At 54.4% G+C, this 13,001-nt stretch carries 15 protein-coding genes; 7 read left to right on the forward strand and 8 right to left on the reverse strand.

From position 1 onward, the window contains the following. The first annotated feature begins 36 nt into the window (after positions 1 to 36). Positions 37 to 1,488: a mannitol dehydrogenase family protein gene (locus FOC35_RS19505; protein WP_172569875.1), complete on the forward strand. Its 1,452-nt coding sequence runs from the start codon at positions 37 to 39 to the stop codon at positions 1,486 to 1,488. Positions 1,489 to 1,542: 54 nt separating this feature from the next. Here FOC35_RS19505 and FOC35_RS19510 read toward each other — a convergent pair whose 3' ends face one another. Continuing rightward, on the reverse strand, positions 1,543 to 2,229 hold the full coding sequence (locus FOC35_RS19510) for a GntR family transcriptional regulator (RefSeq protein ID WP_172569876.1): 687 nt from the start codon (positions 2,227 to 2,229) through the stop codon (positions 1,543 to 1,545). A 91-nt stretch (positions 2,230 to 2,320) separates the two neighbouring features. Then, complete coding sequence (ydfG, locus tag FOC35_RS19515; protein WP_172569877.1) at positions 2,321 to 3,070, reverse strand: bifunctional NADP-dependent 3-hydroxy acid dehydrogenase/3-hydroxypropionate dehydrogenase YdfG; 750 nt, start codon at positions 3,068 to 3,070, stop codon at positions 2,321 to 2,323. Between the two features lie 135 nt (positions 3,071 to 3,205). Here ydfG and dcp point away from each other — a divergent pair, with 135 nt between their 5' ends. Continuing rightward, positions 3,206 to 5,254: a peptidyl-dipeptidase Dcp gene (dcp, locus tag FOC35_RS19520; protein ID WP_172569878.1), complete on the forward strand. Its 2,049-nt coding sequence runs from the start codon at positions 3,206 to 3,208 to the stop codon at positions 5,252 to 5,254. 264 nt (positions 5,255 to 5,518) lie between these two features. Here dcp and FOC35_RS19525 read toward each other — a convergent pair whose 3' ends face one another. After that, on the reverse strand, positions 5,519 to 6,187 hold the full coding sequence (locus tag FOC35_RS19525) for an epoxyqueuosine reductase QueH (protein WP_016536584.1): 669 nt from the start codon (positions 6,185 to 6,187) through the stop codon (positions 5,519 to 5,521). A 118-nt stretch (positions 6,188 to 6,305) separates the two neighbouring features. Further along, the gene (locus tag FOC35_RS19530; RefSeq protein WP_016536583.1) at positions 6,306 to 6,695 is read right to left on the reverse strand and encodes a thioesterase family protein; all 390 of its coding nucleotides are present in this window, start codon (positions 6,693 to 6,695) and stop codon (positions 6,306 to 6,308) included. A gap of 123 nt (positions 6,696 to 6,818) precedes the next feature. On the opposite strand from FOC35_RS19530, the gene FOC35_RS19535 reads away from it, so the two are divergent. Beyond that, positions 6,819 to 7,007, forward strand: a complete 189-nt coding sequence (locus FOC35_RS19535; protein ID WP_016536582.1) for a YdiH family protein — start codon at positions 6,819 to 6,821, stop codon at positions 7,005 to 7,007. Positions 7,008 to 7,054: 47 nt separating this feature from the next. Here the strand turns inward: FOC35_RS19535 and FOC35_RS19540 are convergent, their stop codons facing one another. Both FOC35_RS19540 and FOC35_RS19545 read right to left on the reverse strand, forming a co-directional pair. Next, positions 7,055 to 7,678 carry a LysE family translocator gene (locus tag FOC35_RS19540; protein WP_016536581.1) on the reverse strand — a complete coding sequence of 208 codons (624 nt, stop codon included), beginning with the start codon at positions 7,676 to 7,678 and terminating at the stop codon, positions 7,055 to 7,057. Positions 7,679 to 7,760: 82 nt separating this feature from the next. Further along, positions 7,761 to 8,624 carry a LysR family transcriptional regulator gene (locus tag FOC35_RS19545; RefSeq protein WP_172569879.1) on the reverse strand — a complete coding sequence of 288 codons (864 nt, stop codon included), beginning with the start codon at positions 8,622 to 8,624 and terminating at the stop codon, positions 7,761 to 7,763. Between the two features lie 88 nt (positions 8,625 to 8,712). Between FOC35_RS19545 and FOC35_RS19550 the strand changes: the two genes are divergently transcribed. The 3 genes from FOC35_RS19550 to FOC35_RS19560 all read left to right on the forward strand — a co-directional run bounded on the left by FOC35_RS19550 (position 8,713) and on the right by FOC35_RS19560 (position 11,614). Continuing rightward, positions 8,713 to 9,147: a multidrug/biocide efflux PACE transporter gene (locus FOC35_RS19550; protein WP_016536579.1), complete on the forward strand. Its 435-nt coding sequence runs from the start codon at positions 8,713 to 8,715 to the stop codon at positions 9,145 to 9,147. 117 nt (positions 9,148 to 9,264) lie between these two features. Continuing rightward, a complete protein-coding gene (locus FOC35_RS19555; protein ID WP_172569880.1) occupies positions 9,265 to 10,683 on the forward strand; it encodes an aldehyde dehydrogenase family protein in 1,419 nt (472 codons plus the stop codon). Position 10,684: 1 nt separating this feature from the next. After that, complete coding sequence (locus FOC35_RS19560) at positions 10,685 to 11,614, forward strand: AraC family transcriptional regulator (protein ID WP_172569881.1); 930 nt, start codon at positions 10,685 to 10,687, stop codon at positions 11,612 to 11,614. Here the strand turns inward: FOC35_RS19560 and tam are convergent. Next, on the reverse strand, positions 11,611 to 12,369 hold the full coding sequence (gene tam / locus FOC35_RS19565; RefSeq protein ID WP_172569882.1) for a trans-aconitate 2-methyltransferase: 759 nt from the start codon (positions 12,367 to 12,369) through the stop codon (positions 11,611 to 11,613). The two genes, FOC35_RS19560 and tam, sit on opposite strands and share 4 nt — an antisense overlap. A 64-nt stretch (positions 12,370 to 12,433) precedes the next feature. Between tam and FOC35_RS19570 the strand changes: the two genes are divergently transcribed. Continuing rightward, complete coding sequence (locus FOC35_RS19570; protein WP_172569883.1) at positions 12,434 to 12,724, forward strand: hypothetical protein; 291 nt, start codon at positions 12,434 to 12,436, stop codon at positions 12,722 to 12,724. A 37-nt stretch (positions 12,725 to 12,761) separates the two neighbouring features. Here FOC35_RS19570 and ydfZ read toward each other — a convergent pair whose 3' ends face one another. Continuing rightward, entirely contained in the window at positions 12,762 to 12,965 is a 204-nt protein-coding gene (gene ydfZ, locus FOC35_RS19575) for a putative selenium delivery protein YdfZ (protein ID WP_172570408.1), read from the reverse strand. Between the last annotated feature and the right edge of the window lie 36 nt (positions 12,966 to 13,001).

Genomic DNA, 13,001 nt, shown 5'->3' on the forward strand with positions numbered 1-13,001 from the left:
AGCGCTATACACAGCGCAACCCACAGGAAATCTATTATGGAAAATAAATTACTCGCGGCCAGGGCGGTTGTTCCTGGCTACGACCGAAGCCGGCTGGTTACGCGCATCGTCCATCTCGGATTTGGGGCTTTCCACCGCGCACATCAGGCGGTGTACGCCGATATTCTGGCTGACGAGCACGGTAGCGACTGGGGGTATTGTGAGGTCAATTTAATCGGCGGTGAGCAGCAAATTGCTGACCTGAAACGGCAGGGTAACTTGTATAGCGTAGCGGAGATGTCCGCTGATGCCTGGCATATCCGTGTAGTGGGCGTAGTGACACAGGCGCTGCATGCGAAGATGGATGGCATCGAAGCGGTGCTGGCCGCGCTAACCCAGTCTGAAGTAGCGATTGTCTCCTTGACGGTGACCGAAAAGGGCTACTGTCATTCCCCAGCAACCGGGGAATTACTGACCGATCATCCATTATTTATACATGACCTTGCCAACCCGCATCGGCCGCAGTCCGCACCGGGCGTAATTGTGGAGGCGCTGGCTCGGCGCAGAGCAGCAGGCCTTGGGGCATTCAGCGTGATGTCATGCGATAACATGCCGGAAAATGGCCGCATAACCCGCCGCGTGATTATCGCCTGGGCGAGAGCTATTGACGAGGAACTGGCAGCCTGGATTGAGGCCAGCGTGACTTTTCCCTCGACCATGGTTGACCGAATAGTTCCGGCCGTTACGCCGGAAACGCTTGCCTTGGTGGCGGAGCAAACTGGCGTAGCCGATTCGGTGGCGGTTGCCTGTGAGCCTTTCCGTCAGTGGGTGATTGAAGACAACTTTGTTGCCGGTCGCCCGGCCTGGGAGCTTGCGGGTGCTGAGCTGGTCCACGACGTGCTGCCGTTCGAAGAGATGAAGCTGCGAATGCTTAACGGTAGCCACTCCTTTCTGGCATACCTGGGTTGTCTGGCAGGCTACAGGTATATTTCCGACTGCATGTGGGACGAAAATTATCGCCGTGTGGCAAAACGGTTGATGCTCGATGAGCAAGCGCCAACGCTCCGCGTGAGGGGCGTAGACCTGCAAATCTATGCTGATTCGCTCATTAGCCGTTATACCAACCCGGCTCTGCGGCATCTCACCTGGCAAATTGCGATGGACGGCAGCCAGAAGCTTCCTCAGCGCTGGCTGGATGCCGTTCGATGGCATATCGCCAACGGTAGCAGATACGATCTGCTGGCGCTCGGCGTTGCGGGCTGGTTGCGCTATGTGGGCGGCGTAGACGACCTGGGGGAGCCAATAGAAATTAGCGATCCGCTAGCGAGAGTGATTAAAAGTAAGGTGGTGCAAAGCGAAGAAGGGGCTGAGCGAGTCATCGCCCTGCTTGGTCTGGAAACTATCTTTGGGAAAGACCTGCCTGCGAACAGCGAATTTGTGGCGCTGGTAACCGAGTTGTATCTGGAACTGTGGGAAAACGGCGCAATGGCGACGGTAGCAAAGTTCTGATTTACCGGGCGGGGTAACCCGCCTGATGCTTATTTCGCTGTAGGGGAAATAAAATTACTCGTCGCTAAACCAGTCCTGTTTTTCCTGCCTGATTTGCAAGATAGACTGGCTTATTTCATGTAAATGGCGGTGCATTGCGGCATCAACTTCTTCTTCATTCTGAGCTTTCAGCGCATTAAAAATGTCGTGGTGCTGCTCCAGCAGCATCGCCGGGGGCGAAACGTGATCGAGGCTCATGTAACGCACACGATCCATAGTTGCTTTAATATTTTCGACCGTTTCCCACGCCAGGCTGCAATCCGCAATCAGCGCGAGCTGCTGGTGGAATTTATCGTCAAGAGAGAAAAAATCATCAATTTTACCGTCGCTGATAGCCACGCTTTGCTGATTGAGTAAATGCTCAAGCGTGAATAAATCCGAGTGGGTTACTTTCGCCGCCGCGCGTTTAACCACCGCTCTTTCGATGGCCTCGCGGATAAAACACCCGTTTTTTACGTGGCTGATGGATATTTTACTTACCCATGTGCCGCGCTGAGGGCGAATTTGCACCAGGCCCGTTTCCGCGAGTTTGATAAACGCTTCCCGCACCGGCTGGCGCGAGACGTCAAAGCGCAGCGAAACTTCTTTCTCCGAAAGTGGCGTACCTGGTGCTATCAGGCAGCGCACAATTTCGTGCCGCAGGATGCGATAAATTTGCTGATTTACCGGCTGAGTGGGATTGATTTCGCTGGAAAGTGGCATGCGTTTTTCTTATTAGAGCTTTTAGGCAAATTTAACACCGAATAACGTTAAAACCTATACCCGGAGTAATCATCCGGGTACAGGGGGAGGATTAACCTTCGCGGTGAATACTCAGCCCGGCAAAGGATTGGCTAACCGGCATCATCTCCAGCGTGTTGATGTTAACGTGCTTAGGCAGCGTTGCAACCCACCAGACCGCCTCGGTTACGTCTTCCGGGGTCAAAGCATTGGCATTTTCGTAGGTTTTACCCGCCATATCATCGTCGCCTTTGAAGCGTACATTGGAAAACTCTGTGCCGCCAACCATGCCCGGCTCAATATCGGTCACGCGCACGGCGGTTTTATGCAGGTCGGTACGCAGGTTCAGGCTGAACTGGCGCACAAACGCCTTAGTTGCTCCATAGACGTTACCGCCCGCATACGGCCAGCTTCCTGCGGTGGAACCTATGTTGATGATATGGCCGCGATTGCGCTCGACCATGCCGGGCAGCACGGCGCGGGTCATGTAAACCAGGCCCTTGTTGTTGGTGTCGATCATGGTTTCCCAGTCGTCAACGTTAGCTTTGTGCGCTAGCTCCATGCCCAGCGCCAGACCGGCATTGTTCACCAGGATATCAATCTGCCGCCATGCGTCCGGCAGACTTGCCAGCGCTTCTTCGATAGCGGCGCGGTTGCGCACATCGAGTTGCAGCGTCATCAGGTTATCCCCAAGCTCTTCTTTCAGCTCTATCAGGCGCTCCTGACGGCGGCCGGTGGCGATAACCTTATGGCCATTCTTAATAAAGCGGCGGGTAATGCTTTCACCGAAACCTGCCGTAGCACCCGTAACCAGTACAATCATCTTTTCGTTCCTCAACACTTTTGTTTTCCTCTACATTAGCACGCCAGCGGGCTGCGGTAATCTTAGTTTTTATATTAAGAAACAGAGGCAAATACGCTATAACTAGAGATCTTTTCAGGTCACCGGGAGTAAAGAATGCTGCACGACAACCCATTTTTACAGCCGAGTTTATTGCCTTATCAGGCTCCGCATTTTGACGTCATTGCTAACGAGCATTATCGTCCTGCCTTTGATGAAGGTAAGCGTATAAAACGGGAAGAGGTTGCCGCTATCGCCGCTAACCCGGATGCGCCAACGTTTGAAAACACTTATCTGGCGCTGGAGCAAACCGGCGCGATGCTGGGGCGGGTGACCAGCGTTTTTTATGCCATGACGTCGGCTCATACCAGCGATTTTTTGCAGCAGCTTGATGAAGCGTTTTCAACCGAACTGGCGGAACTGGCCGATGACATTCGCCTTAATGACAGGCTGTTTGCCCGTCTCGACGAGGTTTATCGTCAGCGCCACGGTTTAGAACTGGATGCGGAATCGCTGCGCCTGATCGAGGTCACATGGCAATACTTCAAGCTGGCCGGGGCAACGCTTAGCCAGGGCGATAAAACGCGTCTGAAAGCGCTGAATAAAGAGAGCGCGCAGTTGACCAGCCAGTTCAACAATCGCCTGCATGCGGCAGATAAAGCCGGCGGGCTTGTTGTTGATGATGTCAGCGAGCTGCAAGGCTTAACCGGCGCTGAAATTGCCGCCGCCGCTCAGGCCGCAGCGGACAAAGGGCTGGAGGGTAAATGGCTTATACCTCTGCTGAACTTTACCCAACAACCCGCATTGCAAAGCCTGGCTAACAGGGCCACGCGTGAAAAACTGTTTAACGCGGGCTGGGAACGCTCTCAGCGCAACGACGTCAACGACACTCGTTCCATTGTGGCGCGCCTGGCGGTACTGCGAGCAGAACAGGCCAGGCTGTTGGGCTTTGACAATTATGCGGCCTGGAAAATGGCCGACCAGATGGCAAAAACGCCCGATGCGGCGCTGCGCTTTATGAGAAATATTGTGCCTGCCGCAACCGGGCGCGCCGGGCGCGAACTGAAAGACATTCAGCATGTTATTGACCAACAGCAGGGTGGTTTTCAGGCAGCAGCCTGGGACTGGCAGTTCTACGCCGAACAGGTTCGCAGCGCTAAATACGATCTCGACGAAGGCCAGATTAAACCCTACTTCGAGCTTAACGGCGTGTTGCACAACGGCGTGTTCTGGGCGGCCAGCCAGCTTTTTGGCCTGAACTTCGTCGAGCGGTTTGATATCCCGACTTATCACCGGGACGTGCGAACCTGGGAAATATTCGATAAAGACGGGCGCGGCATGGCGCTGTTCTACGGCGATTTCTTTGCCCGCGACAGCAAAAGCGGCGGGGCGTGGATGGGCAACTTTGTCGAGCAGTCAACGCTATTTGGCGCTATGCCGGTTATCTACAACGTCTGTAACTACGTTAAACCGGCGGCCGGTGAAGCGGCGCTGATTTCCTGGGATGACGTAGTGACGCTATTCCATGAATTTGGCCACACGTTGCACGGCCTGTTTGCGACCCAGCGCTATGCAAGCCTTTCCGGCACCAATACGCCGCGTGACTTTGTGGAGTTTCCTTCGCAAATCAACGAGCACTGGGCCAGCCAGCCGCAGGTGTTTGCCAACTACGCCCGCCATTACCAAACCAATGAACCTATGCCGGAAGCGCTGCGCAGCAAACTGTTCCGTGCCGCGCAGTTTAACAAAGGCTATGACATGACCGAGCTGCTGGCGGCCGCGTTGCTGGATATGAACTGGCACAGCCTTGAGGCGGGAACGCAAATTGAGGATGTCACACTCTTTGAATCTCAGGCGCTGGAAAAAGAGCATATCCGGCTGGCCGAAGTTCCTCCGCGTTACCGCAGCAGCTATTTCGCCCATATCTTTGGCGGCGGCTATGCGGCAGGCTACTACGCCTATATCTGGACGCAGATGCTGGCGGATGACGGCTATCAGTGGTTTGTGGAGCAGGGCGGGCTGACGCAGGAAAACGGGCAGCGTTTCAGGGAGGGTATTTTATCGCGCGGCAACAGCAGCGATTTGGAAGCGCTGTATCGCGATTGGCGCGGTCATGATCCACGCAGCGAGCCGATGTTAAAAAATCGCGGGCTGGCGGGAGAATAACGCGAAGAAAGCGCTCTCATTAATGTAGCCACAGTGAAATCGCACTTAACGCAAACTGCAAAGCTATGATTTGCGTTAAGTGCCTTAAAAATCAAATAGAATATATCCGTGCAATTTACAGGGTTGCTGACTATAAATTGCAGACCTGCTCAGGAAAGTGCAGGGGACTTCTGGGATTTACTGAGTAATTACGGGGCCTGACTGATGTCGGCAGGCTCCCGGATTTTTAACCCCACCGCACGCTCGTTCACCCGCCCCGTTTATTTATGCCTGCGAAGTGTCGTCGTCTTTGCCGTAGTAAAGCTTGCCTATCTTAATCAGCGGGCGATCGTTGGCTTTGCGGTGCAGGTTGGTGTCGCGCAGGGAATAAACGCAGCCGCAATACTCCTGCTGGTAAAACTGCTCGCGCTTGCTTATCTCAATCATGCGTGCAGAGCCGCCCTGTTTACGCCAGTTATAATCCCAGTAGCTCATGCCTTCATAAGGCGCGGCCGCTCGCTGGCCGCAGTCATTGATTTGCTGCATATTTTTCCAGCGAGAAATACCGAGTGAACTACTGATGACGTTAAACCCGTGCTCGTGGGCATACAGCGCGGTGCGTTCAAAACGCATATCGAAGCACATCGTGCATCTGACCCCGCGCTCAGGCTCCCACTCCATCCCTTTTGCCCGTTCAAACCAGTTATCGGTATCATAGTCGGCATCCACAAACGGCACGCCATGTTGCTCGGCAAAGCGGATATTCTCTTCTTTACGCAGCAGATACTCTTTCTGCGGGTGAATATTAGGGTTGTAGAAGAAAACGGTGTATTCGATACCGGAAGCCTGAATCGCCTCCATCACTTCGCCCGAGCAGGGGGCACAGCAGGAATGCAGCAACAGTTTCTTTTCGTTATTAGGCAGTTGCAACATTGGGCGGATAAATTCTTGCATAGCAATATCCTGAAATTGAATTCACGTATCGGCAAAGGTTAGCAGGATTTGGGCAACAGAATAACCATAAATAATTAAAGATATTAATGTTAAGGCCATTTTCAGGCCTTAACGATATTCAGAGTTGCTCTAACGCACTCATCACGGCTTCCGGCATAGAAGGGCGGCCGTTTGCCAGGCAGGTTGCGACAAAAGTCGCCTCGGCATAAACCACACCGTCGACTTTTATCTGCTGGGCGAAGTTCACGCGGTTACGCTTCTCATTGCGCTCTAATTGGCAGGTGACTTCGACGCTGTCGCCTTTTTGCAGGCTTTTGCGAAAGCGCAGGGAGTATTCCAGCACCATATAGAGCTTGCCCTGGCGAAACTCTTCTTCGATATCAATCCCCAGCGCTTCACGCATATACGCGTGGCGGGTCCACTCCATATAAAACGGGTAATAAAGGCCGTCTACCACGCCCTGAAAATCAATATGGCTTTCATCAACTTCATAATGCTTTGAAAACATGCTTCGTTCCTGATGTCGTTTAGGTAAGAGTTAAAAGCGCCAGAAAACGCCGTTTTGACCGTTTTTTGCACAGCTCATTTGTGATACAATCGTCCTGATTTCACAACCAAACAGAGGATTAACATGGACACCGAGATAACCCCAACCACCTTAGCGTTTGAATTTCTTCGCCGTGAGCAGGAGCAGTTGACCCCCGCACAATTCCTGATCCGCCTGCAGCAGCTAAAACTGGAGTTTGCCGATCTACTGGGCTTAACCCACCTTGAGCTGCGCGAAGAAATCTCCCATGCGCACCGGTTGGGGATTCATTGATTCCTCTCGAATGAGCCACCGTCTGCGGTGGCTTTCTGTTTTAATGCTCAGCGTGAAAAGAAAATCAGCTTCAGCCCCAGAATCCCCATCACGCCGCCCGCCAGCCTGTCGATAACTGTCTTAAAGCGCAGATACGCGTTGCGTGGCCTTTCAGATGAGAGCACCAGCGTAACAATCGAGTACCAGCCTGCGTCAATCACAAAACAGAGCAACGGTAGCACCACATAATAGAAGGTCGGGATCTCTCGCGGCAGCAACGCGGTGAAAATACTGGCAAAAACCACCGCCGTTTTCGGGTTACTAAGCTGGGTGAAAAGCCCGTCGCGAAAGGTCGAAAACATGCTCTTCTCACTTTTGCCGACATTGCCTACGTGTAGCGGCTCGCGTGAATGGCGAATGATTTTATAAGCCAGCCACAGCAGATAAATGCCCCCCGCAATTTTTATTCCGGTATACGCCACCGGAACCGCCAGAAGAAAAGCCTGTAAACCCAGAAGCGCCATCAGCGAGAACGCCGCAGCACCAACGCCGGTGCCTAAAGCCGTCACCAGGCCGTGCGCCCGTGAACGAGCAACGGCATTCTGCGCCACATAAACAAAGCTGGGGCCGGGGCTCATCGCCCCCAACGTAACGGTGGCGGTAATTGCGAAAAGAGTGGTAATAGCGCTCATCTGCGGCCTTTCTGTGAGTGGGGAAACAAAACTTTTAACCTGAAAATACAAAGGCTGACAACCGAAACTGTGTGCGCATTTATTACTGCCGCTCCCGTAACCTGTCTATCATCCATCGCCCGGCAGGGCCCGGCGGTGTTTTATTCGACCATGCAACGTCAACTTCCAGCATTTGAGGCCAGCCTTCCACCGGCAGCGCCTTCAGCACGCCGTGGCCAAACTGTTTCACCAGCCAGCTCGGCAATATTCCCCAGCCAAATCCCTGTTCCGCCATCTCCAGCAGCAACAGCAGAGAGGGTGAAGACCAAACGGGCCCGCGCTCGGCCACATTACGCGGGCGAACAAAAGTTTTCAGCACCAGCTGCCGTACGGTATGTAACTCGTCCATTCGCACCTCTTTACGGGCGGCCAGAGGGTGATCCCGATGGATAAAAATGGTCATCTCGGCGCCAACCTGCAGGCGTGCGACGGTGATATCCGGCGGATAATTTTTCTGCACACGCAAAACGCCTACGTGGGCGCGGCCGGATTGCAGCAGGTCGATAACGTCTTCATCTTCGGCAATCATGCACTCGAACTCTATATCCGGGTAGAGCGCGGAAAACTGCTGAAGAATCGACTCATGATGGGCGGTTTGCCACATGTCGGAGAGCACAAAGCTCAGGCGCGGTTCGACGTTATCCGCCAACCTTACCGAGACCTCATCAAGCCGCTCGCTGGCGGCAAATATGGCCTGTACGTAGGGCAGAATCCGCTGACCGTGGGCGGTAATCGTTGGCTGGCGGGCGTGGCGGTCAAACAGCGTCACGCCCAAATCCGCCTCAAGATTGGCAATCGCGCTGCTGATGGTGGACTGGCTCTTTTTCAGCTTGCGCGCGGCGGCGGAAAAAGAGCCCGTTTCAACGGCCTGTAAGAAGGCTTCCAGAGATTCCGGTGAGTAACGCATGAACTATCGCTTTTATCGATGGCTGTTAGCTTAATCATATCAGTAATTGCGATGATAATGGCGACCTTGTGAAACAGGAGTCATAAAAATGAAATCGCAAAACAGAACCTTCGCCGAACGTATCGTGCACGCCGTCGGTTTTGAAGTTATCGCCATTGGTATTTGTGCACCCACGGCCGCATGGCTGATGAATAAGCCGCTGTTCCAGATGGGAGCGCTGGCGATCATGCTGTCCACCGTCGCCATGGTCTGGAACATTATTTATAACACCGGGTTTGATAAATTCTTCCCGCCGTCCCGCAAACGCGGCATGCCTCTGCGCATCGCCCACGCGCTGGGCTTTGAAGGGGGCTTTATTCTGATCGGTCTGCCGCTGGCGGCGTGGATGCTTAACGTCACTCTGCTGCAGGCGCTGATGGTTGAAATCGGCTTCTTCTTGTTCTTCCTGCCGTATACCGTGCTTTATAACTGGTGTTACGACTGGGTACGGGCGCGTCGTTTCCAGACCGCAGAGAACAGGTAGTTGAAAATTTAATCCGCTTTTGCAGGATTGTGCAATCATCCAACAGGATTGCGCTACAGGAAAATGGCCTGAGTCACCGAGACTTAAACGGTAGACACAACCCCTGGAGCGCAACCCATGAAAATCCTCAATACTATTTATATCAACGGTCAGCACCTTAGGCCGCACGGCACCGAGGTGCTGACTTTGCTTCACCCGGTCAGCGAGCAGCCCGTCGCCCAGGTTCGCCTGGCGGATGAAGAAGATACCCGCCTTGCCATCGCCGCCGCAAAAGCAGCTTTTCCCCAGATGCGCCTTTCAAGCCGCGAACAGCGGATGATTTGGCTGCAAAGGCTGCATGATGCACTAAAAGCGCGTGAGTCCGAGCTTATAGAAACTATGGTAGAAGAGTACGGTTGCCCGATCGGCTTTGCCCAAAGCACCGTCATCCGCTCATATACCGGCTTTCTTCAGGCCAGCGAGTTGCTGAAAAACTATCCATTCGAAACCCAGGTTGGTACGGCTACAGTAGCTATGGAGCCGCTTGGCGTTGTCGGCCTGATTACGCCATGGAATGCTAATTACGGTTTTATTGCCAATAAGCTGTCCATGGTTATCGCCTCCGGCAGCACGGCCGTTATTAAACCCAGCGAGCTAAGCGCGCAGCAAACGGCCTTGATTACCGAATGTCTGCATGAGGCTGGCCTTCCTGACGGCGTGATTAATATTGTCACCGGCCTCGGCAATGTGGTGGGAGCCGAGATAACGCGCCACCCGGACGTCGCCAAAATCTCCTTTACCGGCTCAACCGACGTGGGCAAAACTATTGCCCGTGACGGCGCGGCGACCATGAAGCGCGTAACGCTTGAATTGGGTGGAAAATCGGCCAATGTGCTGCTCGACGATGTGGATCTTGAGCGGGCAATTCCTCTGGCCTTGCAGGTTATGTCGTGGAACAGCGGCCAGGCCTGTATTGCCGGAACGCGGCTGCTGGTGCATGAAAACCGTCTGGAAGAAGTTAAAGAGCAGATACTGAAACACCTGAATACGCTGGTGGTGGGTGACCCGCGCGACCCGCAGACTACTATCGGGACCGCCGTTACCGCCCGCCAGTATCAGCGCGTGCAGAATTACATTCGTACCGGCATCGAAGAAGGTGCGGAGCTGCTGTGCGGCGGGGAAGGTCGTCCAGCGGGCTTAACCAGCGGCTATTTTGTTAAGCCTACGGTATTCGTCAACGTGCGCAATGACATGACTATCGCCCGGCAGGAGATCTTCGGGCCGGTATTGTCTGTTATAACCTACAGGGACGATGCCGAAGCGGTACAAATTGCCAACGACACGGTTTATGGCCTACAGGCTTATGTCAGCGGGAACGATGCTCAACGTACGGCGTCTATTGCCAGCCAGCTGATTGCCGGGCGCGTGTTTATCAACGGCGTTTACGACGAGCCGCTCGCACCGTTTGGCGGTTTCAAACAGTCGGGTCTGGGGCGGGAGTTTGGCGTCTACGGGCTGGAAGCGTATCTTGAACCAAAAGCCATTATGGGGCGGTGAGATGCAACAACAGGAGCGGCCTGCGGGCCGCATTATCAGTGAATTATGCAGGTTGGTTGCCGGGCGTTTTTCGCCACAAGACTCAGGCCTGAAAGAATTGGGTAGCGCCTTGCCGTGGCTGAGTTTTATTCGCCTGGACGGCCCGACGCTGCTTAACCGCGGCATGCTTTCGCCTTCCATGTGCATGGTGCTTCAGGGCAGCAAAAAAATGCTGATTGGCGAACGCGTCAGCGAATACGGGCCGGGAAGCTACTCGCTGGCGGCGGTGGATATGCCGGTTTCCGGCCAGGTAACCGAGGCCACCGCTCAGAAACCTTATTATGGCGTGCGCATCGATCTTGACGGCAAAGAGATAGCCGACCTGGTAGTGAACATGAAAGTTACGCTCCCGGACGGCAGCGGGGAGAAAACCGGTGCCTGGGTTGCCGACGCGGAAGAAGAGCTTCAGGCGGCTTTTTTGCGGCTGGTTCAGCTGCTGGACAGCCCGGAACACCTTTACGCCCTTGCCCCGCTTATCAAGCAGGAAATCCTTTACCGATTGGTCGTTGCCCCGGTGGGAGCCGCTTTCTGGAAACAGGCCCTGGGCTGGGCGCAGGGTAAAGGCGTAGGGGAAGCTATCGCCTGGATAAAACAAAATTATGCCGAACCGCTAATAATTGATGAGCTGGCGAAGCGCGTGGGCATGAGCACCTCTGGCCTGCATCATCGCTTTAAAGCGCTGACCATCATGAGCCCGCTGCAATATCAAAAACAGATAAGGCTGCTGGAAGCGCGCCGTCGCTTGCTGAGTAGCGAAGGCGATGTGGCAAGCGTTGCCTGGAAGGTGGGCTATGACTCGCCCTCGCAGTTTAGCCGGGAATACCGCCGCGCGTTCGGGGCATCTCCTCTTCAGGATATCGATGCCCTGCGCCAGCAGGGCACCTCGCTTTAGGCTGGTTTACGCGCCACGATAAACAAACGTGGGAAAGGCATCAGCACGTTGCCGTCATGTTGCTTGCGGTAGGCTCGCTGGAGCAACTGATGATAGCGTTCAAGAAACGCCTCCTGCTGATTACTGTCCAGCCCGTTCAGATATGGGCGCAGGCCGGTGGAGCTGAGCCATTCGATGATCGCGCGGGCTGAGGGCATGACGTGGAAGTAGGTGGTGCGCCAGATATCAACCAGGCAGCCGGATCCCGCCAGCAAATCGTAATACTCCTGCGCAACGAGCAGCGCCTCGCGGCTGGAACGCGAAATGCCCAGTTCGTCCGCCACCTGGCGCATCAGGCTATGCGTCGGCTCCTGCCAGTTATCCGGCATCTGTACCCCCAGCACTCCTCCTGCGGCAAGCTGTGAGGCAAGGTGCGGAAACACCTGCCTATGATTCGGTATCCACTGTAACGAGGCGTTGGCAAAAATCACATCCTGCTTCACTTCCGGCTGCCAGCTGGCGATATCAGCCTCTTCAAAACGGCAGTCGGGCAGCGCGGCGGCGGCTTTGGCCAGCATCGCCGGAGAGTTATCAAGGCCGATAATCGCGGCCGTGGGGGCAAGGTTGCGCAGCAGGGCGGTGGAGTTGCCGGGGCCGCAGCCTAAATCGGTAAACGTTTTGGCATCAGGGTGGTTAATTCGGGCAACCAGCTCGGCCGCCGGGCGGGTACGTTCAGCTTCAAACTGCAAATAGAGCGCGGGGTTCCAGTCCTGCATCGTTTTATCCTCGTTGCTTTGCTAACATGCCGACAACTATTTTATACGCTATTGAAGGTAACGCATGGCTAAACATCCGGTAGGCAAATATTTAAGACTGCAACTTAACCATAATGGCAACGAGTTGCTGATTTACGTGGTGAAAGGCAGCCGCATCGAGGACATGCCTCCCGATGAGGACGAAGATTATCCGGGCGAAATGCACCTCGCGATGCCGAAGATGAACCGCGAGCTGGACGCCGAACTGGAGCGTTTACTGAGCGAAGCCTCAGGCGGAGACGTCATTGTCATTATCTGCGCCGCTGACAGCGTGTTTGAGCACGGCTTTTCCCAGGTACGAGCGCTGCGCAAATAGTTTTATTACCCGGCACAATGCCGGGTAATTTTAGTCATTAGTGAAGCCCAAGACGGAATAATTCCGTTGGCTCATATTGTCCTTCACAGCCTTCTACTTCCACGCACTTGCTGCGGCGAATCTGCTCGGCACTTTTCCCTTCGCCGTGAATAGCCTTAATCACGCCAGTTTTGCCCGTGCCGTTAATCAGCACACGGCTACCTGCGGTAATGGCATTGCGATTGCGGTCCCAGGTCATCATCATTTTCAGTGCTCCTCTTTGCGAATGAAAAAATCT

Origin of the sequence: Cedecea sp. FDAARGOS_727 (assembly GCF_012273235.1) — a bacterium.
Lineage (GTDB): Bacteria > Pseudomonadota > Gammaproteobacteria > Enterobacterales > Enterobacteriaceae > Cedecea > Cedecea davisae.